Origin of the sequence: Nostoc sp. C110 (genome assembly GCF_043099725.1) — a bacterium.
GTDB classification, from domain to species: Bacteria; Cyanobacteriota; Cyanobacteriia; order Cyanobacteriales; family Nostocaceae; genus Nostoc; species Nostoc muscorum_A.
Genome location: NZ_CP171148.1, coordinates 6,808,287 through 6,833,578 on the forward strand (window position 1 = coordinate 6,808,287; position 25,292 = coordinate 6,833,578).

The 25,292-nt window shown below is 40.4% G+C and carries 22 protein-coding genes and 1 riboswitch; of the genes, 13 read left to right on the top strand and 9 right to left on the bottom strand.

What is annotated here, in order from left to right:
* The first annotated feature begins 205 nt into the window (after window positions 1–205).
* Window positions 206–2,152 carry a two-component system sensor histidine kinase NblS gene (gene nblS, locus ACFFRD_RS34305; protein WP_392480319.1) on the top strand — a complete coding sequence of 649 codons (1,947 nt, stop codon included), beginning with the start codon at window positions 206–208 and terminating at the stop codon, window positions 2,150–2,152.
* 67 nt (window positions 2,153–2,219) lie between these two features.
* Here nblS and ACFFRD_RS34310 read toward each other — a convergent pair whose 3' ends face one another.
* Window positions 2,220–2,591, bottom strand: coding sequence for a zinc ribbon domain-containing protein (locus ACFFRD_RS34310; RefSeq protein WP_190934838.1), 372 nt, complete (start codon window positions 2,589–2,591; stop codon window positions 2,220–2,222).
* Window positions 2,592–2,817: 226 nt separating this feature from the next.
* On the opposite strand from ACFFRD_RS34310, the gene ACFFRD_RS34315 reads away from it, so the two are divergent.
* Both ACFFRD_RS34315 and ACFFRD_RS34320 read left to right on the top strand, forming a co-directional pair.
* Window positions 2,818–4,200: an AAA family ATPase gene (locus tag ACFFRD_RS34315; protein ID WP_392480321.1), complete on the top strand. Its 1,383-nt coding sequence runs from the start codon at window positions 2,818–2,820 to the stop codon at window positions 4,198–4,200.
* Window positions 4,197–4,913, top strand: coding sequence for a ParB N-terminal domain-containing protein (locus ACFFRD_RS34320; protein WP_392480322.1), 717 nt, complete (start codon window positions 4,197–4,199; stop codon window positions 4,911–4,913). Before ACFFRD_RS34315 ends, ACFFRD_RS34320 begins: the two co-directional genes overlap by 4 nt.
* A 255-nt stretch (window positions 4,914–5,168) precedes the next feature.
* Here ACFFRD_RS34320 and ACFFRD_RS34325 read toward each other — a convergent pair whose 3' ends face one another.
* The gene (locus ACFFRD_RS34325) at window positions 5,169–6,116 is read right to left on the bottom strand and encodes a glycosyltransferase family 2 protein (RefSeq protein ID WP_392480324.1); all 948 of its coding nucleotides are present in this window, start codon (window positions 6,114–6,116) and stop codon (window positions 5,169–5,171) included.
* 71 nt (window positions 6,117–6,187) lie between these two features.
* A complete protein-coding gene (locus tag ACFFRD_RS34330; RefSeq protein ID WP_392480326.1) occupies window positions 6,188–7,207 on the bottom strand; it encodes an Npun_R2821/Npun_R2822 family protein in 1,020 nt (339 codons plus the stop codon).
* Window positions 7,208–7,662: 455 nt separating this feature from the next.
* On the opposite strand from ACFFRD_RS34330, the gene ACFFRD_RS34335 reads away from it, so the two are divergent.
* On the top strand, window positions 7,663–8,088 hold the full coding sequence (locus ACFFRD_RS34335; RefSeq protein ID WP_392480328.1) for an ester cyclase: 426 nt from the start codon (window positions 7,663–7,665) through the stop codon (window positions 8,086–8,088).
* A 67-nt stretch (window positions 8,089–8,155) separates the two neighbouring features.
* Here ACFFRD_RS34335 and ACFFRD_RS34340 read toward each other — a convergent pair whose 3' ends face one another.
* Both ACFFRD_RS34340 and ACFFRD_RS34345 read right to left on the bottom strand, forming a co-directional pair.
* On the bottom strand, window positions 8,156–8,605 hold the full coding sequence (locus tag ACFFRD_RS34340; protein ID WP_392480330.1) for a hypothetical protein: 450 nt from the start codon (window positions 8,603–8,605) through the stop codon (window positions 8,156–8,158).
* A 137-nt stretch (window positions 8,606–8,742) separates the two neighbouring features.
* Window positions 8,743–8,925 carry a hypothetical protein gene (locus ACFFRD_RS34345; RefSeq protein WP_392480332.1) on the bottom strand — a complete coding sequence of 61 codons (183 nt, stop codon included), beginning with the start codon at window positions 8,923–8,925 and terminating at the stop codon, window positions 8,743–8,745.
* 30 nt (window positions 8,926–8,955) lie between these two features.
* Here ACFFRD_RS34345 and ACFFRD_RS34350 point away from each other — a divergent pair, with 30 nt between their 5' ends.
* Both ACFFRD_RS34350 and ACFFRD_RS34355 read left to right on the top strand, forming a co-directional pair.
* Window positions 8,956–10,395: an MFS transporter gene (locus tag ACFFRD_RS34350; protein ID WP_392480334.1), complete on the top strand. Its 1,440-nt coding sequence runs from the start codon at window positions 8,956–8,958 to the stop codon at window positions 10,393–10,395.
* A 50-nt stretch (window positions 10,396–10,445) separates the two neighbouring features.
* Window positions 10,446–11,195: an SDR family NAD(P)-dependent oxidoreductase gene (locus ACFFRD_RS34355; protein WP_392480335.1), complete on the top strand. Its 750-nt coding sequence runs from the start codon at window positions 10,446–10,448 to the stop codon at window positions 11,193–11,195.
* A 66-nt stretch (window positions 11,196–11,261) separates the two neighbouring features.
* Here the strand turns inward: ACFFRD_RS34355 and ACFFRD_RS34360 are convergent, their stop codons facing one another.
* Window positions 11,262–12,044: a hypothetical protein gene (locus ACFFRD_RS34360; RefSeq protein ID WP_392480336.1), complete on the bottom strand. Its 783-nt coding sequence runs from the start codon at window positions 12,042–12,044 to the stop codon at window positions 11,262–11,264.
* Window positions 12,045–12,207: 163 nt separating this feature from the next.
* On the opposite strand from ACFFRD_RS34360, the gene ACFFRD_RS34365 reads away from it, so the two are divergent.
* Complete coding sequence (locus ACFFRD_RS34365; protein ID WP_392480337.1) at window positions 12,208–12,921, top strand: gamma-glutamylcyclotransferase; 714 nt, start codon at window positions 12,208–12,210, stop codon at window positions 12,919–12,921.
* A 131-nt stretch (window positions 12,922–13,052) separates the two neighbouring features.
* Here ACFFRD_RS34365 and ACFFRD_RS34370 read toward each other — a convergent pair whose 3' ends face one another.
* Together ACFFRD_RS34370 and ACFFRD_RS34375 are read right to left on the bottom strand one after the other, a co-directional pair.
* Complete coding sequence (locus ACFFRD_RS34370) at window positions 13,053–13,682, bottom strand: TetR/AcrR family transcriptional regulator (protein ID WP_392480339.1); 630 nt, start codon at window positions 13,680–13,682, stop codon at window positions 13,053–13,055.
* Between the two features lie 120 nt (window positions 13,683–13,802).
* Complete coding sequence (locus tag ACFFRD_RS34375; RefSeq protein WP_392480341.1) at window positions 13,803–14,360, bottom strand: GNAT family N-acetyltransferase; 558 nt, start codon at window positions 14,358–14,360, stop codon at window positions 13,803–13,805.
* 488 nt (window positions 14,361–14,848) lie between these two features.
* Between ACFFRD_RS34375 and ACFFRD_RS34380 the strand changes: the two genes are divergently transcribed.
* The 3 genes from ACFFRD_RS34380 (at window position 14,849) to thiC (ending at window position 19,117) form a co-directional block, all read left to right on the top strand.
* Window positions 14,849–15,328, top strand: coding sequence for a beta-lactamase hydrolase domain-containing protein (locus tag ACFFRD_RS34380; protein WP_012410063.1), 480 nt, complete (start codon window positions 14,849–14,851; stop codon window positions 15,326–15,328).
* A gap of 718 nt (window positions 15,329–16,046) precedes the next feature.
* Window positions 16,047–17,312, top strand: a complete 1,266-nt coding sequence (locus ACFFRD_RS34385; protein ID WP_392480342.1) for a calcium-binding protein — start codon at window positions 16,047–16,049, stop codon at window positions 17,310–17,312.
* Window positions 17,313–17,639: 327 nt separating this feature from the next.
* Window positions 17,640–17,736: riboswitch (TPP riboswitch) on the top strand.
* Window positions 17,737–17,743: 7 nt separating this feature from the next.
* Window positions 17,744–19,117 (top strand): phosphomethylpyrimidine synthase, encoded by a 1,374-nt coding sequence (gene thiC / locus ACFFRD_RS34390; RefSeq protein WP_392480343.1) that lies wholly within the window; start codon window positions 17,744–17,746, stop codon window positions 19,115–19,117.
* A gap of 166 nt (window positions 19,118–19,283) precedes the next feature.
* Here thiC and ACFFRD_RS34395 read toward each other — a convergent pair whose 3' ends face one another.
* Window positions 19,284–21,272 (bottom strand): S8 family serine peptidase, encoded by a 1,989-nt coding sequence (locus tag ACFFRD_RS34395; RefSeq protein WP_392480344.1) that lies wholly within the window; start codon window positions 21,270–21,272, stop codon window positions 19,284–19,286.
* A gap of 338 nt (window positions 21,273–21,610) precedes the next feature.
* Here ACFFRD_RS34395 and ACFFRD_RS34400 point away from each other — a divergent pair, with 338 nt between their 5' ends.
* The 3 genes from ACFFRD_RS34400 (at window position 21,611) to ACFFRD_RS34410 (ending at window position 24,900) form a co-directional block, all read left to right on the top strand.
* Complete coding sequence (locus ACFFRD_RS34400; protein ID WP_392480346.1) at window positions 21,611–22,198, top strand: hypothetical protein; 588 nt, start codon at window positions 21,611–21,613, stop codon at window positions 22,196–22,198.
* Between the two features lie 569 nt (window positions 22,199–22,767).
* Window positions 22,768–23,544: a thioesterase II family protein gene (locus tag ACFFRD_RS34405; protein WP_392480347.1), complete on the top strand. Its 777-nt coding sequence runs from the start codon at window positions 22,768–22,770 to the stop codon at window positions 23,542–23,544.
* A 186-nt stretch (window positions 23,545–23,730) separates the two neighbouring features.
* On the top strand, window positions 23,731–24,900 hold the full coding sequence (locus tag ACFFRD_RS34410; RefSeq protein WP_163928591.1) for an MFS transporter: 1,170 nt from the start codon (window positions 23,731–23,733) through the stop codon (window positions 24,898–24,900).
* Window positions 24,901–25,292 lie beyond the last annotated feature (392 nt).

Genomic DNA, 25,292 nt, shown 5'->3' on the forward strand with positions numbered 1-25,292 from the left:
TATAAAAAAATGGGGTTTAACGCCTTAATCCTCAATTGGATATCAACTCCGATCGCCCAAATGAGGTAAATTCGTTAAGACAACCTTAACAGAGATACCCTCTGATAATCCTCCATTCCCGTTCCTCTAACATATTTGTCAAATTAACTGTTAATTTTTTAGTTGTTGGGCTTTATAACAAAGACTACTAACAACTTTATTTAAGATGCTAACTCTGTTAAAAACAATTCGACATGCGATCGCAAGTTGGTGGTCTGAGTTCACCCTCCAGACTAAGCTACTGGCTGTGGCTACATTGGTGGTTTCCTTGGTGATGAGTGGTTTGACCTTCTGGGCTGTGAATACAATCCAGCAGGACGCGCGGATGAATGACACCCGCTTCGGGCGTGACTTGGGTTTGCTGCTTGCTGCCAATGTTGCCCCCCTCGTGGCTGACAATAATCTCACGGAGGTTGCCCAATTTTCTCAACGCTTCTACAGCAGCACCTCTAGCGTGCGTTATATGCTTTACGCTGATGAAACTGGGGAAATCTTCTTTGGTATACCTTTTTGGGAATCCGAGGTAGAAAATTCCCTCACCATTAAACGGCGAATACAACTGCCAGAAGATTACCCTGGTGATGGGGAAAAGCCGATGGTGCGGCAGCACATGACCCCAGATGGAGTTGTTACCGATGTATTTATTCCTCTGATCGTTAATAAAAAATACTTAGGTGTATTAGCGATCGGTATCAACCCCAATCAGACTGCTGTTATCTCCACCAATTTTACCCGCGATGTCACCATTGCCGTTTTTATCACAATTTGGGTAATGGTGATTTTGGCAGGAGTAATAAACGCTTTGACCATCACTAAACCAATAAAAGAACTCCTGGTGGGGGTAAAGGAAATTGCTACCGGGAATTTCAAGCAGCGGATTGATTTACCTTTAGGGGGCGAACTAGGGGAGTTAATTTTAAGCTTTAATGAGATGGCAGAGCGATTAGAACGCTATGAAGAACAGAATATTGAAGAACTGACCGCCGAAAAAGCCAAGTTAGAAACCCTAGTTTCCACGATCGCAGATGGTGCTGTGTTGATTGATAACAACATGCAGGTGATATTAGTCAACCCCACAGCGCGGCGAATTTTTGGCTGGGAAACGGCTGATGTGGTCGGCTGCAATGTGTTGCATCACTTGCCGTCAGCAGTACAAATGGAAATCACTGGCCCATTGTACGAAATGGCAGCAGGCGAATGTGAAAGCGCCGAATTCCGTATTTTTATTAACCAACCCACCCCTCGGACAATCCGTATTCTCTTAACTACAGTACTCAACCTGCAAAGAGAAAGCATCAAAGGCATTGCGATTACCGTCCAAGATATAACCCGTGAGGTGGAATTAAACGATGCAAAAAGCCAATTTATCAGCAACGTTTCTCACGAACTGCGAACGCCTTTATTTAACATCAAAACCTATATTGAAACCCTGCATGACTACGGCGAAGACTTAGGATTAGAAGAACGGCAAGAGTTCTTGCAAACAGTTAACCATGAAACCGATCGCCTGACCCGCCTAGTTAACGATGTTTTAGATTTATCCAAACTCGAATCTGGTCGTCAGTATAACTTCGATGGAGTGGATCTAGCCCAAGCGATCGAGCAAACATTGCGTACTTACCAACTCAATGCAAAAGATAAAGGTGTTGAACTTCTTCAGGAAGTTGCTGCTAATTTACCCCTGGTAATGGGTAATTACGATCTGTTAGTACAAGTTTTTGGCAACCTAATTGGTAATGCCCTCAAATTTACCAAAGCTGGTGGTAAAGTAGCAATCCGCGCTTACCAACTAGATTTCAAACCCAATTACAGCCAATCTTCTCCAGTGCGGATTGAAATTTCCGATACTGGAATTGGCATTGCTACAGAAGACCAGCACTCAATTTTTGAACGCTTCTTTCGCGTAGAAAACCGAGTTCACACCTTAGAAGGCACGGGTTTAGGATTATCGATTGTCAGAAATATCATCGACAGACATCGTAGTAAAGTCCATCTAGTGAGTGAAGTTGGCATTGGCACAACTTTTTGGTTTGACTTAGCCGCCTTTGAGGAAAAAGCGCCACCGATACAAGTTGAAGCTATTACTGAAGCATCTACAATCACCACTGTGTAAAGTTTAGGGATTGGGCATTGTTGTTAATTTCGACCATTTCCTATTCCCAATCCCCAGTAAACACCAATCAAGACCTTAATATCACGAACAACAAACAGACCAATAATAAACCTAATAGCAACAGCAAAGCCTGATTGCGTTTTACCCAAGTTTTCACAGTTACAGCAAAACTGTTAGTGTAACGCTGCTGTTCCAACTCTAACTTTGTCTGTTCAATATTTTGGTAGAGGGTACAGTCTTTGGCATAGGGACGCTGAGGAAAATTGCAAGTATCATCAGCGTGATAGGTGCAGGTGTCGCACAGATATCCATCCCCAGTGGCGCGGTGCAATGGAATACCGGGATGACCGTAAGCTTTGAGTGTAGTCCGGCAATAGGGACAACTAATAGCTTGACTATCAACGAGTTGATGGCAGTGGGGACAAGATACAGTAGCCAAAACCTTTAGCGCAAATAGGTAAACACTTTGATTCTAGCCATTTACAAGTTTAATGGGAAAATAGCTCTCAAAAGTTGTTACTTTATCAGCAAAAGTACTAATTTTATGATGATAATTTATATTTTTATAAGTGATTTATATCACTCAGAATAATTAAAGGTATGTAATAATCTGGCAAGTATGAGGTTTTTGCTAAGTCCAATAATTATTTAAAGGTAGAAAAATATTGCCTTTTAATCCTGAGCTATGCCGTAACGAAAGCGAAGTTGAAAGCAAACTCATAGTGCAATATTTGCTACCACAGCTAGGTTATACTCCTGACACCTGGCATCAAGAAGTTGCCGTTGGTAGCATCCGCTTAGATTTTTTAGCATTTGCTGCACAGGTGATTCCCTTTGTCTTAGATGCCAACTCACCCTTGAGTGTCGTCATGGAGGCAAAGCATCCCAAACAAAACTTAAATAATCATGTCCCACGACTCAGGCATTATTTAACCAGCTTGAATGTCAGGTATGGATTGCTGACTAATGGCAAAGAGATTAGAATTTATCAAAAATTACAGGCTGATATTCAGTTAATATTTCAATGCTTTGGGAAAGAAGTTGAGATAAAGATAGATGAAATTAAAACTCTAATTGGTAGAGAAAGCTTGAAAGAAGGACAGCTAGTAGATAAATCAAAAATTCAGATAGAAAATAATTCAAATTTTGAAACAAACAGGCAACATTCAATGAAAACGATTGCAATCTACCACAATAAAGGCGGCGTTGGAAAGACTACTGTTGCAGTCAACCTGGCAGCAGCATTACGTAAAAAAGGTAAAAGGGTTCTTTTGATTGATATAGATTCTCAAGCAAATACTACTTTTGCTACAGGATTAATAAAATTTCAATTTGACGAAGAAGATGACTTACGAGATTCTAACATTTATCATTTATTAGAATCAGGGGATTTTTACTTAATACCCGATGTTACTCGAAAATCACATTACTTTAACAACCCTGAATTGGATGTTATTCCTGCACATATTAATTTAATAGAAGGACAGTATAAACTTAATCAAATTGATGCTAGTAAAACTAGATTAGTTACGAAATTAAAAAAAGTAGAGCAAGAATATGACATTGTTATTATCGATACGCCTCCATCCAGAGATTTATATGCGAAAGTTGCACTTGTAGCTGCTGATTACCTGATAATACCTTCAGATTTAAAGCCATTTGCAAACCAGGGGTTGTTAAGTGTTAAAAACTTTATTATAGAAGTTAATGAATTTAGAGAAATGATAGGAAAACAAGACATTATATTAATGGGTATCTTGGCTTCAAAAATCTCTACTAATTCTAAATTTTTACAATATACTTTTCCTAAGCAAAGAAGCGTAATTTTAGAACGTTACAATCTGCCTTTGATGGAAGCAGTAATTTATGATAGAACTGTGCTATCAGAATGTATGAATCAGACTATAACAGTTGGAGATTTAGAATATCCTGATCCAAAATCTGTTATGAAATATGCAGAAGAATTAAAATCAGATGCTCAAAAATCTGCTATGGAATTTGAAATCCTAGCAGACGAAGTATTAACAGGAATAGGGTTAAATAAATGATGAATTTCTCTTTAGTAGATGTAAAAAGTATTACTTCTAATGAACCTCGATCAAATTTTTCAGAGACTGATTTGGAAAATCTCGCAGACATAATTATAGAAACAGGAGGAATTATCAGACCATTAGTTGTGAAAGTGACAGGAGTAGAGAGTTATACGGTAATTGATGGACATTTTGAATACTATGCTGCTGTCAGGGCACGAGAAAAAAATCCTCGGCAAGCTGAAATGGTTAATGCCTTTGTCATTGCCCCAAAATTAGAAAATTTAGTTTTAAAGCAAGTTGCATCTCTCAAAGGAATTGATTCTTCTACTAAACCTGTAGCACCACAGCCAGAAATAACAAAGTTAGAACCACGTCTAGCAAATTTAGAATTACGTCTTGAGAAGCAATTCAATGAATTTAAGTCAGAATTTATACAAGAAAGACAGAGAATAGAGAATCAGTTCAAGCAACTTGAAAACCTTATTCCCCAAAAGGGTGAACAAAATAATCCACTTAGTTTATTGAATTCTTTGGATAAAGATGAATTATCTATAAAATTACAACGCTCTAGAATTTCTGGAGCAGAAAAACTTGCTAAAGCTATAGAAGATGCTCGACATAAAAAGCCAAAGCAAAAATTTGAAGATTACCGTGATGTAGTAAAATCTGTTAAAAACTTGGGTGATAAAACAATTTTGACTATTATTGATGAGTGGTCCAGAAGTTAGTAATTAGTAAGAGAAATTTCAATACCCTTAAGCTAAGAATAATCTTAGTTTGGTTGAACGTTTCCTTAGCATACCCTAGGGAAGTAAAAAACAACTTAACAACCCAACAATTAACACTTAATGTTGGGTTCCGTTCTTCAACCCAACCTACACATGTTAAAGTTTTTAAGGCTAATTGAAACGTATTTAGATAAATGTAAAAACCCTATAGAATTTTTTCGATATTTCTGCGTGAAAGATTCCAATAGATATTTCCTAACCCCGCACTTGTCGCAGTGCATTAAATGCCTTACCTCGCAACCCAACTGGTAACAATGATAATCCTAAACCAGTCCAAGCTTTAGGAGCTGAAAAAGACTGCCCTGCCAAAACTAGCTCTCTGCCTTTTTGTGTTTCACCCTTTTCAATTAAACGCAAACCTAATAATAACTGCGTTTCAGTTAGACGATTTTTCCTGATTGTCTCTATTTTTTCAGAATCAAACTTATAGCTTTCTAAATACCGCATTTTATCAAACAGATAAGGAATGGCTCGATTTATACCTTGCTGTTCTGCATGAGTGCGATATTCCATCAATAATTTTGGTAAATAATAACCCTTTTTTCCCGCCAGAGCTAAACGCACAAATAAATCATTATCCTCACAATTTTGCATATTTGGCTGCATAAATCCTAAATCTTGCAAGGTTTTGCGGCGAAATAATGTTGCGCCAACTTGAAAGCTTTGGTTAACAAATACAACTTCCAACAAATTATCTACAACACCTGCTGGTAAATTCTTCCTACCCCAGCGATGAGTATTTTCTTGAGTTTTTGCCTCATCCCGCACATTGTTAATATCAATTATCCAATGGTCTGTACCAACAAAATCAATGCTAGAGTCTTGAGCGAGAATCGCTGCGGTACTTGCGAGAAAATCGGGTGTGAGCCGATCGTCATCATCAAATTTAATAAAATATTCACCACTGGCAGCATCAAAGCCAGAGCGCATATTATTACTTTTACCAATATTTTGCAGATGACGGATATATTTAATCCGTTGGTCTGTATACTGTGACATTAACTCAGGTGTGCGATCGCTAGAACCATCATCACAAACAATTAGCTCAAAGTCTTGCTCAGACTGATTCAGTACACTGTCAATGGCATAAGGAAGAAGATTAACACGATTAAAAGTAGGAACGCAAACAGTAATTTTAGGCATATTTTATACTATTAATTGGAAAATAGAGAAAATAGAATGCTAATTTAACGCGTCACCAATAATAGCTAAATTCAACGGAGAGTTCTTTGAATTTTATTCATTGTTTTGTTAAAGAAATTGTTAGTTTTGGTAATTATACTTGCTGGCTTGAGCTGTTTTGGTCTTTGCTCTGGTTGTTTAAGAAAGCGATAATGCAAAAATTCATTTGCATAACATATATTGACATCTTGCCCTTGAGATAACTGGGCAAAATCACGAGAAGAATAGCTCATATAATGGATACGATGAATTGGTTTTAAGCCATCTTGATTGTAAAGAACATTATTAATATTGACAAAGGGATCTGCATTGGCACAGTTGCCTGTTCTATCTTCACCATTGGGGCTAAGTGTAAAGTTAAAAAGTGGGCGATCGCAGCGCAAGGTCATATAGTTAAACAAAAAAGAATCATCCCACCATCCATGTCCATTAATCCACTCAACTTCTTTTTGGGTAATTAATTGCTCCTTCATTATCTCAATATCTTTAACAGTAAACAATCCTCGTTTAGACCCAAAGAAACTAGAACAATGCAGTTGAGGACGTATATCTGCTTCTGTATACAGCCCAGTTTTCTCTATAACTGAAATATTTAACGCTGCAACAGCTCTATCCTTAAGGTGTTCCCAATCATCAAAAACAAAATCTGATGTTTCTAGCTTGTCAATTACATTATTGAGTGGCTTCATTGCCAAACTATCACCGTCATAAAATACGAATTTATCAAAAATACCCTCAAAGGCAACAAACTTTCTTTGTAAATGACTTTTGTACCAACTAGGACGTGATAATTTTGTATCTTTTTCCCTTGGATGTGCTGCCCAAACCTGATGAGCAAATTCTTCCCAGTGTTGAATTACGTCCCAATTATCAAATAAAATTACATTTTTTCGATTATTAATTTCTTTCCTAACTAAATCTAGTTGATCATTATATGGAATTATACAAATAGGAATATCTGCGCTAACATTCACCTCAATACTATTTAGCAAAGCTACTAGTTGGTCAAACACCACATCATTAGCCAGGGTGTAGATACCGAAGGAATCCATTTTGATAAATCCTTTTTCTCTTGCAGTGACTGAGTAACGCAAATAATATTCTCGTTATTTTCTGAGCTATTATTCTCGAATCATTATTAGTATACACATCTTTACACTTTATGCTGGTGCAAGGAGCAAGGGATTTTGCTTAGTTTGGATGATACTAATATTACTCGTTGTTTGTCTGCATCGTCAAAACCCATGCTGTTACCTTGCTTTTTACACAAATGTCCTGTGCCATTGGACATTCGATTAAAGTACGTGGCAGTGTACCAGTAATGACAGTATCTGGGATGCTGTCTAGAATGCAATAATATTTGGGGTTGCCCAAAGCGGTAGTGCCTGCCTTTCAAAAAATTAGCAATAATGCACGGAGCAAAAATTTATTTTTGAACTTGCATCAGCCCAGAATTAATCACTGATAAGTAAATACTATTTTTAGTTGTAAGTAAAAAGGAGTAGCAATGTCTAATGTTGAAGACAATAAAATAATTGCTCGACGCTGGATTGAACTCATTAGCGAGCATCGAATTGAAGATATCTGCGAGATGACTGCCCCAACTTGGAGGATGCACGGTGCTTTACCTGGGCTTCCTCCAGGGCCGGATGGAGTACGTAAACTCTTTGGCTCATTTGGGGCTATCAAGCAGAAATGGACAATTGAAGATGTAATTGCTGAAGGTGACAAAGTTGTGGTGCGTGCAACTAATACCTGCACTCAGGAAAGTTTCTTTGGAATACCTAGTCATGGTCGAGAGCAGACGTTCACGGCTATGTTCATTCATTGGATTGTTGACGGGAAGATAGTTGAAACTTGGCGAAACGCTGATGATCTTGGACGAGTTCTTCAGCTTGGGGCGCGGATTGAGCCGGGAACGGCTGGGGAATAACTTTACTGGCTGACTGAATAAATGGCGAGTCTCTTCAGATCAGAAACTGGTAGAAGTCTTAAAAAATCTAGCTGTTGAACAATTGCCTTCTAGAGAATAATCTCAGCAACCCGGCGGTTCCAATTCCCCAAGCACCATTAACTAATAAACCTGTGACTATTCCCACAAGTTTCCAGCCTCCAGCGATGGGCTGACCCTTGAGTGGTGCGACCACAAACCAAGCTACTAGCGTTGGGACAATTGCACCAAATACCAATGCTGTTAACCAATAGCTTTTATCATTTTGAAAACGAGGCGCGATTGCTACCCAAATCATTCCCCAAATTCCTCCCCAGAATGCACTTGACCAAATTTGCGGGATTCCGAATGGTTGTGTTGGTGCAGTTGGATAAGGAGTGCGAGGCGTGAAATTCACTGTATGTAGCAACGCCAACATACCTTGGTGAAATAGCAAAACAGACACAAAGCCTGCAATAAATGCTGAGGCAAATTGAGATAAGGCAGCTTTTTGAGTCATTGCTTATACGAAAATCTCTAGGACTTGCTTCTTAGAGGTGTCTATGATAGTTTGCTAACTAGTATAAAATACAGCGAATCTATCGAGTTGCCGTATTTGCTGAATACTATTCTTGATAAAGTCGAAGGAGCTTGGGGTTAAGAATATCTAAGTAATTTACCAAAATATATGACAAGTAGAAAAGCCAGTGTTGCTGATTGAGAAGATAATGCCTGAAATAAAGCTGAATTTGGCAATTTATCCAGAGTATTTTTGAGCAACGAAGCGATCGCAGCGAACAGATAGTGAGGATAATGAATATACGTATGCAAACTATTCATAACCGTAAAATCAAAGGCGGAGGCTAAACCTTGGCACAATTGGAAACACAACCTCTGGCTTTGTCAGACGCTCAAAAAAATTGGGTCTTATTCGGTGTCGGACTTGGGGTGTTCATGTCTACCCTCGATGTGGGCATCATCAATGTTGCTTTACCCACATTGGTGCAAGCCTTTGGTACCAGTTTTCCGACGACCCAATGGGCTGTATTGAGTTACCAGTTGGTCAGTTCCGGTTTAGTTTTGGGGGCAACCCGCTTGGGAGATATGTGGGGTAAGAAGTCCTTGTATCAGGGGGGACTTGTTCTATTTACTTTCAGTTCGCTGTTGTGTGGTTTTGCACCTAGTATTGAGTGGTTGATTGCCTTTCGCGCACTTCAAGGACTGGGTGCTGTGTTCATTTCTGGGCTTGGTTTGGCAATCATTACAGAAGTTTTTCCATCTTCGGAGCGAGGTCGCGCTGTTGGCGTTATCGGTAGTGTTGTATCACTGGGAATTGCTTTTGGCCCTTCCGCAGGCGGGCTGCTCCTAAGCTTATCAGGCTGGCATAGTATATTCTTCATCAATGTACCGTTGGGGATTATCGCTAGTTTCTTGATAGCTCGGGTAGTGCCACCTTCTGTACGCATTCAGGGTAAACAGAAATTTGACTTTTTTGGAGCTGTATTGGCTTTATTGACTCTGGGTAGTTTTGGTCTGGGTATGACGCTAGGGCAAAGTCAGGGCTTTGGCAGTACCAATGCGTTGTTATTATTAGCGATCGCTACCTTAAATTTCATAATTTTTTTGGTAGTTGAAGCAGTTATAAAGGAGCCACTACTAGAACTACACCTGTTTCGCAATCTTCAGTTGAGTATGGGTTTGCTAAGTGGCTGGCTAGCATTCATTGTTATCGGCGGTTCGCTACTTATCGTCCCTTTCTTTCTAGAGAGCGTCAAGCATTATCCGACGGTAAAAGTGGGGCTGCTACTAGCTGTGTCACCTGTACTTAGTGGGTTAATTGCCCCATTAGGGGGAATACTTTCAGACCGCTTTGGCGCTCGATTAATCAGCCCAATTGGACTGGGGTTGATGATAGGTGGCTGTTTGGGCATTAGCACCTTTGATGCTCAGATTACTGAGCTAGGCTATGTGTCACGCTATTTTATTTACGGCATTGGACTGGGTTTATTCCAATCGCCCAACAACAGCACTGTTATGGGAGCAGTACCAAGGGAGCGGCTAGGGATTGCTTCTGGGCTACTATCTTTGTCACGGACATCAGGGAACACAGTAGGAGTTTCTTTAATCGGGGCAGTATTTGGAGCATTAATCGCTAGCATGTCTGCGGGTGCAGATGTTTCTGTTGCCCCTCCTGATGCGATCGTTGCGGGGTTCCAAGGAACTTTTCGCTTTGCAGCCCTAATACTTTGTGGGGCAGCAGTCGCATCCGTGTTGAGGATCGGGAAGAGGCAGGGAGCAGGGGGAGAATAACTAATCTCAATTACCAATTACAACTTACTAATCACCAAGGAATTAAATAAATGATAGGTAAATTAAAAGAACAAGTAGCAATTATCACTGGGGCTTCAGCAGGAATTGGAGAAGCAACTGCGATCGCATTGGCGGCAGAAGGAGCAACAGTAGTATTGGCTGCTAGGCGTGGCGATCGCATTCAGGCATTAGCAGAACGGATTGAAGCTAGCGGTGGCAAGGCATTGCCCATTGTCACTGATGTGACTGATGAAAACCAGGTAAATAACTTGGTGGCAAAGGCAAATGCAGAATTGGGAAGGGTCGATATACTGGTGAATAATGCAGGGATTGCCTTACTCGGAACCATTGAAGCTGGAAATAGCTCAGACTGGCGGCGATCGTTCGACATCAACGTACTAGGGCTGCTATATGCTACCCACGCTGTTTTACCTCTGTTGAAGGCGCAAAAATCGGGGCACATAGTCAATATCTCCTCAGTCGCAGGTCGGACAGCACGGGCGGGTGTCGGTGTTTATAATGCTACCAAATGGGGCGTTAATGCCCTCTCAGAAGCTTTACGCCAAGAAGTTCACAAGGACAACATCCGCGTCACCATTATTGAACCTGGTTTGGTGGATACGGAAATTGACAACCAAATTACCGATCCAGTTGCCAAACAACGCATTGAGGAACGGCGCAAGGCAATCACACCTCTGCATAGCGAAGATGTTGCTGCTGCGATCGTTTATGCCGTCACACAACCGTCGCGTGTTAATGTCAACGAAATTCTTATCCGGCCAACAGGACAAGAACATTAAAGTACAAAATCGTGGGTTTTGAGACGCGATAAATCGCCGTCTCTACAAGTGTTTAGACAATAATTGTTACCTGCGTTGGCGTACTTTCAAAATGGCAGATGAAACACCGAAAGCTAATATAGCCAAGGTATAATTTGGTTCAGGAACTGCAATAATACTCACCCTGTTGATAGCAAAAGCCCTATTTAACTCAGAAGTGCTGAAAACCAGTTGCGAGATGTTAGCAGTTTCACTGCTAATCCCAACGAACAATGCTGAATTATCCAATGTTACTGAAGAAGTTCCCGGTACAGAGAAAGTACCCAATAAGTTATTGGCACTATCAAAAGCTGAGACAAACACGTTGAATTTTAGAATATCATCTACAGCTATTTGAGTACCGGCACCGAAAACAGGCCGATCAAAGTTAATCGTCAAAGGGCCTGGGTTGCCAATGGCAGGAAAACCACTTTGTGGATTCAAGCCTGTCAAAAGAAGAAAATCGCCATCAGTGAAGTTAGTCGGAATACCTTTAGGTATAAAAGAGGTTTGAAAAACAAAAGGTGGGGTAATACCAGAATCATTAACTTGAGGTACAGTTACACCTAAAGCTAAACCGCCTTCGGATGCCGCTGAAAAGGAGTTAGGCAGAAAAGCCGAAGGATCGGGAGCAAAGGGATTGAACACTTTACCCAAACTTGACCAATCAATTCCGTCATTACTTCCAAAATCAGCACGACTAGTGACTAATGTAACTGCTTTAACTGGTAACGGTAAAATTGCTATTAGAGTTGTAATTGCTAATTTAGTGGCAATTTTTGGTAAATATTGGATTGATAACTTTAATAACTGATTTGTCGCAGATGCCACAAAGTTTGCTCCTTATTTCGAGGATTAGCATCATCAAGATATTGCTGCCTGTAGTTAGGCTTACTCTATAATCCTACGGAAAAGGAGGCAATACTATGATTAATTTATTTTAAAGTTATAGTGAAATTACTGAATATTTACAGAAAAGGAAATAATCTACATTATGTCACTCAGTCGTAGCGACCTCGAAGCCGGAAACGCACAGACGAGACTGTTAGAAGCATCACACTCTGGAATCAAGTTAACTACCCTGAGCGAAGATGAGTTACAGCGATCGCTCCATAAAATACTACAACACCAACTACCAAATTCTGATATCTGGATATTTGCTTACGGTTCCTTGATTTGGAATCCCCTAATCACATACGTCGAGCGCCGTGCTGGGATAATTTATGGTTGGCATCGGCGCTTCTGTACATGGATGATTCTCGGTCGTGGTACTCCAGAGAATCCCGGATTACTCTTAGGACTTGATCGCGGCGGTAGTTGTCGTGGTATTGTTTATCGAATTGCTGCTGCTGATGTAGCATCCGAATTATTGCTGATTTGGCGACGGGAAATGTTAGCTGGTGTCTACGTTGCCCGTTGGGTAAGGATATTTGATGGTACGCAAGAATTTAAAGCGATCGCCTTTGTTGCTAATCGCCAGCATCCCAGGTATGCTCATCAAGTAACATTAACAACTACTGTTAATAGCATTGCCACCGCATCTGGAAAATTGGGTTCCTGCGCTGATTATCTCTTGAAAACTGTCGATGGATTAATCGCAGAAGGTATAAAAGATAGAAAATTGCTCTTATTACGCAAACAAGTGCTGGCAAAACAACAAGCGCTTTTAATTAATGGCGGCTCTACTGAAACTACTAATTATGAATAACTGTTGTGAATTTAAAATTAAATAAAATAATTGAGTTGGCAACAGATTTTAAATTGTGAAAAATAATTATCCCCAAACACTAATTTCAACTATTTTTAATCAATACATTGGCATAAATTATCTAATTTAGTTCAAATTTTACAACCGCATTGAGAACTGTTAGAGGTACTGATACCACGCACAAAAATATCTACACAGGTTTCGATATAGTCCTCACAGCTATAGCTACCTTGGTTGAATTTTGCACTGCGACATAGCATTCCAGCTAACAGCATTCCTGTAAACATATCGACTGCTGGAAATGGAGCGAGGTCTACTCTGACGGTGCCTAGTTTCTGGCTCAATTCCAGATAAGCAACCAGTTTTTCTCTTAAAGGCTTGGCGGCTTCTTGAATCACTTGTTTAGCTTCTTCAGGATGACGTTTAGCTTCTCCAATAAATGTACGAATTAAGTCCTCCTGTGCTTCTAACATAGTATTATAAAGATGGGCATACTGTCTTAAATCAATTTTTAGATCCTGTGTCCACGCTTCGGGGTATGCAAGGGCTTCGGTCTGGAGTGCCAAAGCATTTTTGATGACTGCTCCCAAAAGTTGTTCTTTGCTAGCAAAGTGACGAAATAAAGTCACCTCATTCACACCAGCAACACGAGCTATTTCACGGGTAGTCGCTCCTTGAACACCTAAACTGGCAAATACTTGCGAGGCGGCTTCTATCAAACGTATACGGGTGAGAGTTGATGAACGGATGCTTTTATTCATTTATACTGGCAAGTACTTATTTTCATGATATGTTATGTCTCTAAAGTTGTTGCAATTAAAGAAAAATAATCTTGATACCAGTACTTTTAAAGTTATTGGAAATCTGGTATCGACTTAAATTTATCTCGGTGCGGTAGATAATGTTTTACTCATTTTCGTAACTGGGACAACTATCCCCTTTCTTAAATAATGAGGTGCTTTTTGGATCGCAGTAAATCCCAGTCGTAAATAAAATCCTTCAGCATAAAGACTAGCAGTTGTAATTACCTTATCTATACCTTGAGCGGTTGCTTCGTCACAAAAATTTTGAACTAAAGCACGTCCAATCCCTTTACCTTGATGTTTAGGATGGACATACAGCCCGATGAGTTCATCAACAATGAAGCTAGCAAAACCTATAACAACATCTCCCTTAATCGCAACTTTGCAAGTTTCCACTTTCATGCTCTTCAAGATATTTGAACCATCCGGTTTGTCGCGGTAATTACGCCAAGCTAAAAGTTCTTTTTCGGTGTAGAAAGTTGCAGGCAGAGCTTTGATAGCAGCAATATGAATTGCACTCAGCACCCACGCATCTGTTTCTAGAGCAGGTCGAAGAGATATTTCGTTAGCGCTCATAGGTTCATGACTGACATCCAGATTACATATCTGTTTGACTTTTTGGCATGTTATAGACATTTTAGTTGCGTAGGCGTAGCCCGTCGTAGACATCGCAACAGATCAACTAGCCAAATCTTCAACTGCTTTACTGATATTAGCAGTTTCCAATTGAGTCACAACTCGCTGGACAATTTGTCGTCTAATTTTCTGTGTGACTCGCATCCGTAGTCCGTTGTAGACATCGCTTCCCCGAATCGCCAGCCCAAAATCAATACCTGCCCTCTACCAGTAACAGAGAACCAATGCAGACTGCTGATATATAAGCTCTGATAATTTTATCGGTGAAAATCATAATAAGCTCTAATTAACACTAAATCTATCGACAAACCGTATATTATGGATAAAGCAATAAAATAATCAACTTCAAAAGACATATTTTGAAGTAATCAAGCAATATCTTTTGATATTTAGCTAATTTTGCAGTGCTTATTTGAATAACTTCTCAAAGCTTGCTGATTCGACTATTTACCAAGCTGGAAGCCATTAGAAAGTCAAAAGGAGTAAATGTGATCAACGCCATACAGATTAACGAAAACTTAACGACAACAGGACAAGTTATACCAAAACAGCTTGAGCAAGCTATCCAAGAAGGTTTTAAGTCCGTTCTAAATTTGCGATCGCCTGATGAGCTAGGATTTTCCAAGGATGAGCAAAAAGTAGCTGAAGCATTAGGGCTGCATTATAAGAATGTTCCACTCAAGGTAGATTTAAAAAACTTGAATGAAGAGGCCATTACCAAAATCCTCACAACACTCGAAGAAATTCCTAAACCAGCAGTTGTGCATTGTGCAGCCGGGATGCGCTCGACTGGAATTGCACTCTTAAGTATCGCTATCCAGGAAGGATTAACACCAGAAGAAACCTTAGCAAGAGCTAAGAATCTGGGTTTTGGATTCTTTGAACACGCTGGCGTGAGTCCCCGACTGAGGCAATTATTTGTGGACTACGTTAACAAACACGCTAAATTAGCTGTGCCTACTTGCTGAAACAGATGTATTAAATAATAGGATATTGATAACTCAGTATTAGTTTAGGTGCGGCTTTTGACCAAGATGATAGTGGTAGTACTTTTACTCAGGTACAATTCGCGCAACTCAGCAGTGGATTATCACTAAGCGCAACTAATTTTTTTGTTGTCTAATCTGTAATATCAAATCTGAATTCAGTTCAATTAACGCATAGATAGCTCATCTAAGTAATTTCCGCTAGGATCTTTCACTTTTGTAAGTAGCCCTCAACCTCTCAGTCTGAGGGCATAATTTTGACTTATCCAAGGGACACCCATCAACCTTGTATTAGACTAGAATGTAGACTGTGCCAAGATTTATGCTTCATCTGGGTACACAACGTATGATAAAAATCTTTTTTATTATTTATCTTTTATCATCAGTAACTTATTTCGATTTTCAAGATATAAATACTTAATTGTTGGAAGATTTTTATACTAAATATAAGCAGTAAAAAAATGCTATTCCAAGTAGTGACACTCAACTAAACAAACACTATAGTGATTAGATTAATCAACTGTATTGTGTCAGTAAGTTAGCCAAAAAGTCCTTTTCAGCCTGTCAAAAGGCTGGTCAAAGTCGAAAGTTGTATTTCTCAATCGCGACATAAACTATACCGAAAGTGTCAACTCTTGGTATAGTTTATGTGCATTAAAACAGCAAGCCTCTGAAAAGTCAATTTAGGTCAATAGAAGTTATGGCAAATGTCAATGGTACTAATGCTAATGATGTCATTAGGACAGATAAATATACCAATAATAGTTTCTCTGAAGGAGATGGTAATTACATTTTATATAGTGGCGAAGGAGATAATAGCCTATACGGTGATTTGGGTAACGATATTCTTGATGTTTCCTTTTCTTCTGGAAAAAACCTTTTAGACGGTGGCTTGGAGAACGATCAACTTTATGCTTCCTATACCACTGGCAACAACACCCTTAAGGGGGGATCTGGAGGTGATTATTTTAATATTAATAATTCTTCTGGGAAAAATTTTTTAGACGGTGGCTCTGAGAATGATTCATTTTCTGCTTCCTATACCACTGGTAACAACACCCTTAATGGAGGAGAGGGAAATGATTATCTATACATTTATCATTCTTCTGGAAATAACCTTTTAAGGGGTGGCTCTGAGGACGATCGACTTTATGCTTCTAACACCACTGGCAACAACACCCTTAAGGGAGGAACTGGGGATGATGTGTTGGATATTTCTTCCTCTTCTGGAAATAACTTTTTAGACGGTGGCTTGGGGAACGATCAACTTTATGCTTACAGTGCTACTGGCAACAACACCCTTAAAGGAGGGAGTGACAACGACTCCTTCCATTTGAGCGCCCCATTTGTTACCCCTGATGTTTTAGTGACTCAAACGGTAGATGGAGGTACGGGCGACGACTATTTGTCTATCGATTATGGTAGTTTTACTACTGAGGGAATCACCTCAACTTTCGATACAGTCACTAACCAAGGTTCAATTACGGCTGGGACGTATCGAGTTAGCTACAATAATATTGAACAATTAGATATTTTTGGTACAGCTAACACTGACACTATTCTAGGCAGTAATGGTAACGATTTCCTTTTCGGAAATGATGGCAACGATCTACTGGCTGGAGGGAGAGGCAATGATTATCTATTTGGAGGAGAGGGCACTGATACATTTGCCTTCAATAATTATAATGAAGGTGTTGATAGTCTTTATGACTTCGACCCGATTGCTGAAGTTATTCAGGTATCCTCTGCTGGTTTCGGCGGATCTTTAGTAACAGGCGCACTCTCGACTAGTGAGTTTACCATCGGTTCAGCCGCGACAACAGACGCTCAACGATTTATCTACGACAATGGTACAGGTGCGCTGTTCTTTGACCAAGATGGTAGCGGTGGCGCGTTTACTCAGGTACAATTCGCGCAACTCAGCGATGGATTGTCACTAAGCGCAACTAATTTTGTTGTTGTTTAATTTTACAAAGTCAAAGCGATCGCCCCATAGTACCTTGTGGTTAAAAGTTTTTAGTTGAAGGGTGTAAAGGATGCGATCGCCTTTTTGGGATTATCGAGAAGCTTTTGCTATAAAAGTTTCTCGATAATTCCTGAGATGGTAAACCTTTCAAACCTGCCACGCAGATCGTTGTGACGGTAAAACTTCCCTCTGCGCCTTATTCCGCCTCAATGACTCCAGAAGAAATCCATGAAGTAGTATTAGACTCAGAAAAAACAGCTTAACACCACCCTCACCTCATAAATTGTTAACACCCTTGCTCCCAGACATAGCGAAAGTGATACACTACATCCATGCTAGGGGTGCCTACATAACCAGGCTGAGATCACACCCTTAACACCTGAGTCTGGGTAATACCAGCGGAGGGAAGCTGTTTATTGAGGAATCATAATATGCGGACAGAATGGGTTGCTAAACGGCGTGGGCAGGTTAATGTATCGCAAATGCATTATGCCCGCCAAGGTGTTATCACCGAAGAAATGCACTACGTCGCCCAACGGGAAAATCTCCCTGCCGATCTCATTCGTGATGAAGTGGCGCGGGGACGAATGATTATCCCGGCTAATATTAATCACACTAATCTAGAGCCGATGGCTATTGGCATCGCCTCTAAATGTAAGGTTAATGCTAATATCGGCGCTTCCCCCAACTCTTCTAATCTTCAGGAAGAAGTTGATAAGCTGAATCTGGCGGTGAAGTACGGTGCTGATACCGTGATGGATTTGTCTACAGGCGGCGGTAATTTGGATGAAATTCGTACCGCCATCATCAAGGCTTCACCTGTTCCCATTGGTACGGTGCCAGTTTATCAAGCTTTAGAAAGTGTCCACGGCACAATCGAAAACCTGACTGCTGATGATTTTCTCCATATCATCGAAAAGCACGCCCAGCAGGGGGTAGATTATCAAACTATCCACGCTGGGATTTTGATTGAGCATTTGCCCTTAGTGAGAAACCGCATCACCGGTATTGTCTCTCGCGGCGGCGGTATTTTGGCGCGGTGGATGCTACATCACCACAAACAAAATCCACTTTATACCCACTTCCAAGACATTATTGAGATTTTCAAAAGGTACGATGTCTCCTTCAGTTTAGGAGATTCTCTACGTCCCGGCTGCACTCATGATGCCTCAGATGAAGCACAATTAGCTGAATTGAAAACCCTGGGACAGCTAACTCGCAAAGCCTGGGAAGATGATGTCCAGGTGATGGTAGAAGGGCCAGGACACGTGCCAATGGATCAAATTGAGTTCAACGTCCGCAAGCAGATGGAAGAGTGTTCTGAAGCACCTTTCTATGTTTTGGGCCCATTGGTGACAGACATTGCTCCTGGTTATGACCATATCACTTCAGCCATTGGAGCAGCGATGGCTGGATGGTACGGTACTGCAATGCTGTGCTATGTAACACCCAAAGAACATTTGGGTCTACCAAATGCCGAAGATGTGCGGAATGGGTTGATTGCCTACAAAATAGCGGCTCATGCGGCTGATATTGCTAGACATCGCCCCGGTGCAAGGGATAGAGATGATGAACTTTCTAAGGCGCGTTACAACTTCGATTGGAACCGTCAGTTTGAATTATCACTCGATCCAGAAAGAGCTAAGGAATATCACGATGAAACTTTACCAGCAGATATCTATAAAACTGCTGAGTTTTGCTCGATGTGTGGGCCTAAATTCTGCCCAATGCAAACTAAGGTTGATGCTGATGCGCTGACAGAATTAGAGAAGTTCTTGGCGAAAGAGCCTGTGACTCAAAGCTAATTGATATGGGGAATGGGGCATGGGTAAGAGGACTTGGGGACAAGGAGAATTGGGGACAAGGGGAAAGACTTTTTTCAAGTTCTCACCTCTTGTCCCCTTGTCTCCCCTGCCTCTCCTGCCTCCCCTGCTCCCTCATCCCCACACTCCCTAACTCAAACGTGTTGGCTTAAAATCCGATTTCAATGGTAAAGCTGCGAATCTTTCCTGTATCTGTGCTAGCTTTATCTGCAACTTCCAGAGTCCAGGTTCCTTGGGGACTTTTACCTTTAAAGGCAGCAAGTTTTGGGGTATTTACCTCGTCATAGGTTGTTTTGATATTATCTGTAGCTCCGCCCTGGCGATCGTGCAGAATAATGGGAAGTATGCCTATTTGCACTGGGGGAAGGAGAGTAACTACAAGATCCCCAATATAAGTATGCTCGATGTCTACATTAACCTTGATGGATTTCATCAGGCTGGTATTAGCGATCGCCAACGACAATGTTGATGTTTGCAAATCGTTAATTGGGATATCTTGTACTGCCTTGAATATGCTAATGGGCGATGTTTGCGCCGGCTTGGCCAATTCTACAGCTTTGAGAGCATTGATTCGACCATAGCCGTAGAAAGGGCTGCGACCATTGGCATCATATTTACCTCCAGCTTGATCAATGCGATCGCAAGAGCGTTTAATAATATCTCGTACTTCGTCCGAACGCAGATTTGGATTTCTGGCAATAATCAATGCTGCGACACCAGCCGCACCAGGACAAGCACTAGAAGTTCCGCCGAATTCGTTCGTGTAGTTACCTCCGGCATCACCCAGATTTACATTACCGGAATTATAACCAAGTACACCAACGCGATCGGTTGTCCAAATTCCAGGGGTTTGAGAACTATCACCATTGTTACTGGGAAAGGCACACCACACTGCTTGACCAAAGTCACTGTAAGCGCTTCTTGTGCCAAAGTCGTTACAAGCTGCGATCGCAATTACCTTTTGGTAGCTGGCGTAGCCATCGTTATCTACACTTTCGTTACCATTGCCAGCCGCGAATAAAATTACGCATCCTTTGCCGTTACGTCCTTTATTGATTGCAAAGTCCATAGCCAGTCTTGTGGAGTCAGGCAAAGGTACTTTTTGCTTGTGTAGAGGATCGTTTGGCTCAAACCAAGTCCCATCTGCTGGACCCCAACTACAAGAAATCACATCAGCACCATTTTGAGCCGCCCAAATAAAAGCATCTGCTTCATCCTGTGAACCCAACGACGAAGCTAAACGAATCGGCATCAGTTTTGCACCCGGTGCTACACCAGATGCACCAAATTTGCCGTTACCACAAGCTACTCCTGCACAAGCTGTCCCGTGGTTATTGTCGTTTCCCGGTCTGGGATTGTCATTTTTACGTGTGACATCACGCGGGGCAACAATCTTTCCAGAGGAACGGAATTCTTCATGATCGAGATCCACACCGTCATCGATAATTGCAATAATTGCTCCTGTGCCATCACTCAACTTCCAAGCTGCTTCAACGTTGGCATGGGCGTTAATTACCTTACCGTTAATTGTTGTTTGCTTTAAGTGCCACTGCTGCGGGAAAACCTGACGTTGGCGTGATTCACGCACTAGTTCAGGATGGCACAGTTCGACTGATTCCTCATTCAGAAGTCTCTCGGCGATGTCAAAGATCGCTATACCAGTATTTGTAGGTGCATTGACAAAATAAGCATTTCGTGCATATTCAAGCTGACGTTTAATTGTTAAGCTGTAACGTCGCAATATCTCTTGGCAGACCCTTGATTCTTCTTCATTATCGAATTTAACAAAGAGGTTTTCGGTGTAAATTATCGGTTGCCTGGAGGCTGGATCGATCAAGACACGTCCGGCAAATTGGACTTCAGACTCTTGGTTAAGAATTTCACGGGCGCGATCGCGCAGAGCAACACCTTGATTCGGAACTTTCGCTTGCAAAATTTCGACACCAGCTTGCCGAAACCGCGTTGTTAACTCGAATTGATTGAGGATGCTACGAGCCGTGGGTGACACAGGTGCGACTTCAAACGGTCTTGCACCAATAAGAGTACTGCGGCTTTCGGTACGCACTACAACGTGTTCTTCACTGATAGCAAGTTCATACTGTTGACCGTTCTGTCCACCATAGCGAACCTGAACCATAACTTAATCTCCTGGGATATTTGTCTTAAAAATTGGGCATTGGGAAATCGTATTATGCACTACTTGTAAAGCTTGCTATACGCAGTGTGCGTTTATGGATGGTTTTTATTTCATGTGTTATATGTGTATTACGACATTAAAAAGATCCAGCTGCAACAGAATTTAATCTCTCTAAAGTTCATACAAGCCTTCAATTCGTCTTTCCAGAAAAGAGGAATTCAAAGTCAGGCTGTTTTACGAATCTTCACTATCACTGGGGATATATAGCTTGTATCCCAATAAAAGATTTGTATTCCATACCACTGAAAACGCTATAACATCATTAGAACTTGAGAAAGATGTTTTATTTTCCGGCTGAGTATTTTCTACAGGTGTACTCTTTACCCCTGATTCCTGAAGTGAAATTTCAAACCGACTATTTTTCTGAGTATCCTGAACAAATTCGGGTTGGCAGCGATCGCACTGCTATATCTTATACTCGTAAGTCTGGGTACTATGCAATACATTATAATAATCAACCCAAGACGGTAGCACCAGGAGCAATTTTACAACTTAACGATGGTGCGATGTCTACGACGGGCTACGCCTACGCAGTTTTTCCAGGCGAACCCAATCAATCAGAGCAGGGTAAACTGAGTCCAGTTTACACAATAGAACCCAATGGTTCCCTAGCAGTACCAACTGGACTGGTTTTTATCCGCTTTGCTGAAGGCGTTGATGTAAAGTCTCAGCACGAGGCAATTAATCGAGCGGGTTACGAAGTAGTACAAATCCTTGACTATGCGCCTCATACCGCCTGGTTGCGTGCCCAATCAGGTAATATTGCAGATGCGATCGCAAAAATTCCTCAGCTAGAAGCGATACCAAAAGTTGAGAATATCGAACCTCAGATGCTTATGGAAAGAGGTTTGAGACAAGGGCGTTAATAATTCGAAATGGGTCACACTAAGGAATAGCGATGGCGTACCCACGCTTCTTTGCGGGGCGTAGCCCATTGCTTCTAATGCTGTATGTAGTTCATGTCATTTTTTCACCAATCAAATTTTATTTGCTGGAGATTTTGGTGTTTTGCATAAATAACCCAGAGAAGAGCGATAAGTACTATGAGAGCAAACAAAAAATTAACTCTTAAGTTTTAATAACTTATCAAAGTGACGGGAGGAATCAAATATAATTGGCAATTTCTCAGGTATTAAAATTTTATGCTTTTACTATTTAGTTATCTCTATTTAATAGCAGTTACTAGTAGATAAAATTAACATTTTCATCAATGAATTTGATAGTATTATTTTCTGCAAATATTTACTAGCATTTAAGTCTTGGCTGTAATTATTATTACTCATAGTCAGATTTAATTACTCGTGTTAATTAACCGTGTATATGTACAGAAATAATATTTACCTTTAATCGCTGCTATGAACAGAGTTACCACATTCTGATAAAGAAACAGGTTTAAGCTTTATAACAAAAATTCTCAGATTACAGACATAATTTTATGACAGCAAGACTAATAGTTGATCCTTGGATTAGCTGTCCTGAGCTTAATCCAAAGGCCCAACTTCGCTTATTCTGTTTTCCATGTGCGGGGGGTACAACTTCAACATATAGTACATGGACAAACAAATTACCAAAGAATGTAGAGGTTTACTTAGTTCAACTTCCTGGAAGAGGCCGTCGATTGCAAGAACCTTCCTATACCAATTTTTTACCTCTTATTCAAACTTTGGCATCAAAAATTAGACCGTATCTGAATATGCCATTTGCTTTTTTTGGCCATAGCATGGGTGCAACACTTGGCTTTGAGATAACGCGTCTACTACGTCATGAATATAATCTTAGCCCTGTTCATTTATTTGCTGCTTGTTGCCCTGCTCCCCAAAAACCAATTCTCAAACCGTTTATTCACAAAATGCCTGAAGCTAAATTCCTGGCGGAACTGTGCGATCGTTACAATGCAATTCCCAATGCGATTTTGCAGAATGAACAAATGTTGCAACTTTTCTTGCCTTGTCTACGAGCGGACTTTACTATACTAGAAACATACATTTACAAAAGTGAAATGCCACTCGAATGCCCAATCTCTGTATTTGGAGGTTTGCAGGATAAAGCAATTAGGGTTGATGCTTTAGAAGCTTGGCGTGAGCAGACTAGTAGTTACTTCAACCTGCAAATGTTTCCTGGAGATCATTTCTTTTTGCATAATTCTCAATCACTCTTTTTGCAGTCATTATCCCAACATTTAAATTACCTAGTAGCTATCAACAACAATTAAGAAGTTGAGATATAAATCTATATTTTACTAAGTAACTAAATTTATTTCAATAAACTACAAAAAATAATTTTATTGCAAAAAAGGCTATTTCTATTTTGCGTAGCTATTTTGCAATAACAAGATTGCTTGCATCGTATTTATACCATGCACTCAAACCACGTAATTTATCAATTATCCTCAAGTTTTATGACAGAATTGATCTCGACAAAATCAAATTCCCCGTTTTCTACTGGATTACCAGCTTTGTATAGCATAGCTTTTTTGTCTGGTATTTCTATAGGGCTATTTAATCCCTTTATCTCAACATTAATGGCGCAACATCAAGTTGATGATTTATGGATAGGAGCAAATTCTACGGTGTATTTTCTAGTCATAGCTTTGGGAACACCGTTCGTAGTAAAAGTATTACCCAAGTTGGGGCTTCGTAAAACTATGATGCTTGGCTTGACAATGATGGGTATTAGCGCTCCTTTGTTCACTATGACTACATCAATGCCTTTGTGGTTTATTATACGTGCTGTTATGGGCATTGCTTGTTGTTTATATCTAGTCAGTGGAAACACTGCATTGAATCACTTTTGTCATGAAGGTAATCGAGCGATCGTCAATGGTTTGAATGCTCTAGCTTTTACTTTTGGATTTGGTATTGGCCCAGTAATTGGTTCTGCTTTGTATAATGTTTCACCAAAACTGTCATTTTTGTTGGGTAGTGCTTTAATTTTTAGCGGCGTAATTGTGGTATGGATAGCTCTACCAGATAAAGCAGTTGTTTTTCAACAATCTTCACGTTCCGGAATTTTCAACAAGCTGAAACTTCCTCTTCAGGGCGCATTTGCCTATGGTTTTGCCGAATCAACGCTAGTTTCTTTATATCCTGTTTATCTGCTACGACAAAATTACAATATAGAGCAGATCGGCTATACCTTTGCTGTATTTGTAGTTGGCGGCTTGCTCTCTACTGTTCCAGTTACTCACATAGCAGACAAATTCGGCAGACTCAAAGTTCTTTTTATGAGCGTGTCTATCGTAATATTGTCGTTTTTATCTCTTTCATTGATTCAAGACTCCACTGCTACCCAGATATTTGCATTTATTGCTGGAGCTAGTATCAGCCCGATTTTTCCCTTGGCAATGGCATTAATTGGAGCAAAACTTTCTAGAAATGAACTATCTTCTGGAAGTGCTTTGTTCACAGCTATATATAGTTTCGGATGTACTGCTGGGCCTATTGCTTCATCCTTAGCCATCAAAGTTTTTGGTGATGGTTACATATTTAGCTTGACAATAATCATCTTTGCCGTGTTTTTGTTTTATGTGGGCAGACAGAATAAAAAATTTCCGTTCCGAATTGCTTAACTCGTTAATATCACTGGTGAAGAGGAAAGATTCACTGGTGCTAATGGCATATTATCCCTTGCTGGAAGCGTCATAATTGATCTATAACCAAATGTTCCTGAGCCAACTCAGATTATAGTGAATGGCACTTTCGCTTTCGGATATGGCTTGATTTGATTGAGCTATGTTGTTAGGCATTTTCGAGTAAGAAAATATCTAAATATTTAAAATCTGTGAAAAGCTCATATAGCAGTATTTTCACGGATTTTAAATTTTTGTGCTGTTTACACCGTGCTGTATTAGTCTTATAGAGACCGAAATAGACGAAACATATTCCACATAAGGCTTTTAATATATGCGATCGCAGGTAAGTAAAATAAATAAAGTCAAATTTATGGAATAGTTGCATAAAT

Coding starts and splice junctions, on each gene's coding strand:
- nblS (WP_392480319.1), top strand. CDS start 206: ATGCTAACTCTGTTAAAAACAATTCGACATGCGATCGCAAGTTGGTGG.
- ACFFRD_RS34320 (WP_392480322.1), top strand. CDS start 4,197: ATGATGAATTTCTCTTTAGTAGATGTAAAAAGTATTACTTCTAATGAA.
- ACFFRD_RS34325 (WP_392480324.1), bottom strand. CDS start 6,116: ATGCCTAAAATTACTGTTTGCGTTCCTACTTTTAATCGTGTTAATCTT.
- ACFFRD_RS34330 (WP_392480326.1), bottom strand. CDS start 7,207: ATGGATTCCTTCGGTATCTACACCCTGGCTAATGATGTGGTGTTTGAC.
- ACFFRD_RS34335 (WP_392480328.1), top strand. CDS start 7,663: ATGTCTAATGTTGAAGACAATAAAATAATTGCTCGACGCTGGATTGAA.
- ACFFRD_RS34340 (WP_392480330.1), bottom strand. CDS start 8,605: ATGACTCAAAAAGCTGCCTTATCTCAATTTGCCTCAGCATTTATTGCA.
- ACFFRD_RS34345 (WP_392480332.1), bottom strand. CDS start 8,925: ATGAATAGTTTGCATACGTATATTCATTATCCTCACTATCTGTTCGCT.
- ACFFRD_RS34355 (WP_392480335.1), top strand. CDS start 10,446: ATGATAGGTAAATTAAAAGAACAAGTAGCAATTATCACTGGGGCTTCA.
- ACFFRD_RS34365 (WP_392480337.1), top strand. CDS start 12,208: ATGTCACTCAGTCGTAGCGACCTCGAAGCCGGAAACGCACAGACGAGA.
- ACFFRD_RS34370 (WP_392480339.1), bottom strand. CDS start 13,682: ATGAATAAAAGCATCCGTTCATCAACTCTCACCCGTATACGTTTGATA.
- ACFFRD_RS34375 (WP_392480341.1), bottom strand. CDS start 14,360: ATGTCTATAACATGCCAAAAAGTCAAACAGATATGTAATCTGGATGTC.
- ACFFRD_RS34385 (WP_392480342.1), top strand. CDS start 16,047: ATGGCAAATGTCAATGGTACTAATGCTAATGATGTCATTAGGACAGAT.
- thiC (WP_392480343.1), top strand. CDS start 17,744: ATGCGGACAGAATGGGTTGCTAAACGGCGTGGGCAGGTTAATGTATCG.
- ACFFRD_RS34395 (WP_392480344.1), bottom strand. CDS start 21,272: ATGGTTCAGGTTCGCTATGGTGGACAGAACGGTCAACAGTATGAACTT.
- ACFFRD_RS34400 (WP_392480346.1), top strand. CDS start 21,611: ATGTTTTATTTTCCGGCTGAGTATTTTCTACAGGTGTACTCTTTACCC.
- ACFFRD_RS34405 (WP_392480347.1), top strand. CDS start 22,768: ATGACAGCAAGACTAATAGTTGATCCTTGGATTAGCTGTCCTGAGCTT.
- ACFFRD_RS34410 (WP_163928591.1), top strand. CDS start 23,731: ATGACAGAATTGATCTCGACAAAATCAAATTCCCCGTTTTCTACTGGA.